Below are 2,687 nucleotides of genomic sequence, written 5' to 3'. Positions count from 1 at the left end.
CCCGCGAGGCAATGACCGGCAGGTCGGGTTAGCCAGACGCTCACCCTAACGCACGCGTGTAAAATGGCGAAATGTAAAGAGTGTCACCATTTCATTTCACCTTTTGTTCCAGATTCTGTCCGATTTTGCAGGCTGGGGCCTCTTGGGCCTGCTTAGAGTGTCATTTCGCCCCCTACCGGAACCGACCCCACGATGGGAGCAGGCCCCTGCAGTTTGCAGGGGCCAATTTGTATCTACTTCAATTCATTGAGTTTGCGTTGCAGCCGGGGACCGTCTGGCGTTGCCAGGAGGTTGAACGGATCCTTGTTTTTTCCCTTTGGATTGAGCAACACCCAATTGTCTCCTGTCACACGGGTTTTTCCGTTTTCGTTGGTGAAGGTCAGTTCAAGGCGCCCAACAGGTGCCCCCTTGGTGCGCCCCTTCAACGGATTGTTGTCATTGACGTTTGCAGGCAAGGTTTTTCCAAACAAGAGCCGGTTATTTGTCTCGCGTATCACCCGGAAGCCTTGCATGGGGCTTGTAAAAATTTTCTTCGCCTCGGCCTTTGCTTGCGGGATGGGCTTTGTAGTCAAGACCGATGGTTTGGGTCCTGACACACCAGCCTGATGGATCGCATCCGGATCGGTCAGGGCGGTTCCGGTAGTGGTTTGGCAACCCGCCGCCAGGATCGCGATGAAGATAGCGGCAAGAATTCTGGACATGATTGCTTCCATTTCTGGCAAGCGCTATTGGGCAGAGATAGCGCCGGAAAACTGAGAATGAGAATGAGAATGAGGATGGGTTAGGTAAGGTGGGAGCAGGTGGTACGGAGTTGTGATGTGAACCCTCTTATCCGTGCAATACACGGTCTCTCCGAAGTTCGGACGAGGGGTGAGAGCGGGTCACAGTGTCCGTCACCGACCCCCCATGCCACTCGTCGGAGTGTCCTAATTCATCAAGAGCGGCAGCCATGCCTTCCGATCCCAGCACTTTTCGCGCAAAGGCGTCGGCTTGATACTCGGTTGACTGAGATGACAAGCGCAACAAGAACTGTCCAATATCTGCCGGAAGCCGGAAAGCGATCAAAAGCAAAAACCCGAATAGTCCAATGAACGGGATACGGTTCACCGTATTGTTCAGGATGGAAATTGCGAGATTGACTGGCAGACCAAGAAACCGGTTTGCCATCATGAAACGGGTATCCCAGTTACGCAGATGCCCCATTTCATGGGCAGCGATAGCTGCAAGGTGTTCAATTCCATCGGTCCCGTGCCGGTGCAGCAGACCTCTTGTGAAGGCGACGCGGTTTCTACCATATGCGCAAGCATTGATTTGCCCCGTATCAATCACCCGGTAAACGACTTTCGGAAGCTTCACTTCCCGCTTTTCGGCTGCCTTAACAAGATGGGCATGCACGCGATCAATGAGTTCGGTTTCGCGAGTGGAAGGAGCCCGGCCTCCGTTTTCAACGTCCAAGAACCTCTCGGCCCAATAGGGCAAGACAAAAGCTAACCAGACCGGGGAAAAGGCGACAACAGCCACCCAAACATATGATTCCGCATCTGATTTAATGCCCTCTAGCCCTACGAGCATGGCTGCATAGTGAGTGATGGGAACCAACACAAAAGCCATTGCAACAGAGGATAAGGCTGAAACAGCTATCGACAGCATCCGCAACAGTTCAATAAACAGCAGTCTTGCGATGCTCTTCATCTTTTTCTCCCCCGTATTGTTCTGTTTCTTGGCCGGTGTCTTTTCCGTAGGGCATGAGCCCATAAAGGGCGGCCTGCATTGCCAACGCTGTGCGTTTGTTGCAACCGCGCCGTTTCATAACGGCGATGCCGTTCATACTGAGGCCAATCCGTTGGTGGCATTCCTTTGATGTTTTCGCCAGTCCTTCGTCCTTCATATCCTCGACCCACTGGCGAACGTCCTTAGCCTCCTGTCCATATGGCTTCAGACCGTAGAGGATCGCCTGCATGGCCAGGGCAGTGCGCAGATCACAACCGTTGCGTTTCAACCTTGAAAACCCATCAGGAGTGATACCAAGTGCCTCATTGCACTCCCGCGACGTCCTGACCTTTCCGGCCGCCTTCATTTGGTTCATCCATTGTCTCACCTGGTCGCCGTTCAGGGCGAGAAACGGTATAATGCTCATGATCGACAGCACTCCAATCTCAAGGTTTCCAGCGCTCGGCCGGAATTCGATAGTTTCATTTGGTACTCGCGAATTTGCTCGGTGTTCCGTTTTGATTTCCGCGCCGCCGGAACCGGGGGAGCGTGGTCCAGATCCTGTTTTCCGGCCGCCGATGCTGCACAAGCGATAAGCGCGGAAGCTTCGGGGGGCGGGAAACGGGCCGGATATCGGCTTGGTCTTGACCATGCGGGGGCAGCGCCCCTTTCACAGGATCAGCCCGGCCTTTAGGCTGGTCCGCTACTGGACGGTTCCGGTGCATTTTTCCAAGCCAAAAACGCTTTTGTGCAGTTTGAGTTGACCGTCTTTTGCGCGTTTCAACATGCCTCGAACGAAAGCGCCGGGACTACGGACGGGGTTTCTTGGGTCTGTGATCCTGCGTTCAGCAATCACAACGCAAACGGCGGCAGCGGGTGCCCCAACTTCAGCTTTCAGTTCTTCCCACAGGCTTTTGTTGATGCCGAGATATGCGGCAGCGATCTGCGCGGTTGAGACAAGATCGGCCCATGTTGGT

General features: G+C 54.1%; 4 protein-coding genes. All 4 read right to left on the bottom strand.

Annotation, left to right across the window (positions count from 1 at the left end; all coding sequences use genetic code 11):
- Nucleotides 1–233: 233 nt before the first annotated feature.
- A complete protein-coding gene (locus tag E1297_RS02980) occupies nt 234–701 on the bottom strand; it encodes a hypothetical protein (RefSeq protein WP_155133735.1) in 468 nt (155 codons plus the stop codon).
- A 127-nt stretch (nt 702–828) separates the two neighbouring features.
- Nucleotides 829–1,692, bottom strand: a complete 864-nt coding sequence (locus tag E1297_RS02975; RefSeq protein ID WP_196223163.1) for a M48 family metallopeptidase — start codon at nt 1,690–1,692, stop codon at nt 829–831.
- The gene (locus tag E1297_RS02970) at nt 1,661–2,362 is read right to left on the bottom strand and encodes a hypothetical protein (protein WP_155133729.1); all 702 of its coding nucleotides are present in this window, start codon (nt 2,360–2,362) and stop codon (nt 1,661–1,663) included. The genes E1297_RS02975 and E1297_RS02970 overlap by 32 nt, the downstream gene beginning before the upstream one ends.
- A gap of 51 nt (nt 2,363–2,413) precedes the next feature.
- On the bottom strand, nt 2,414–2,687 hold a 274-nt coding region (gene repC / locus E1297_RS02965; protein ID WP_244327612.1), incomplete at its 5' end, for a replication initiation protein RepC.

The organism is Roseibium sp. RKSG952, from assembly GCF_009711355.1.
The sequence above is the reverse complement of the archived record's forward strand: the minus strand, read 5'-3'. Positions and strand labels throughout refer to the sequence as shown.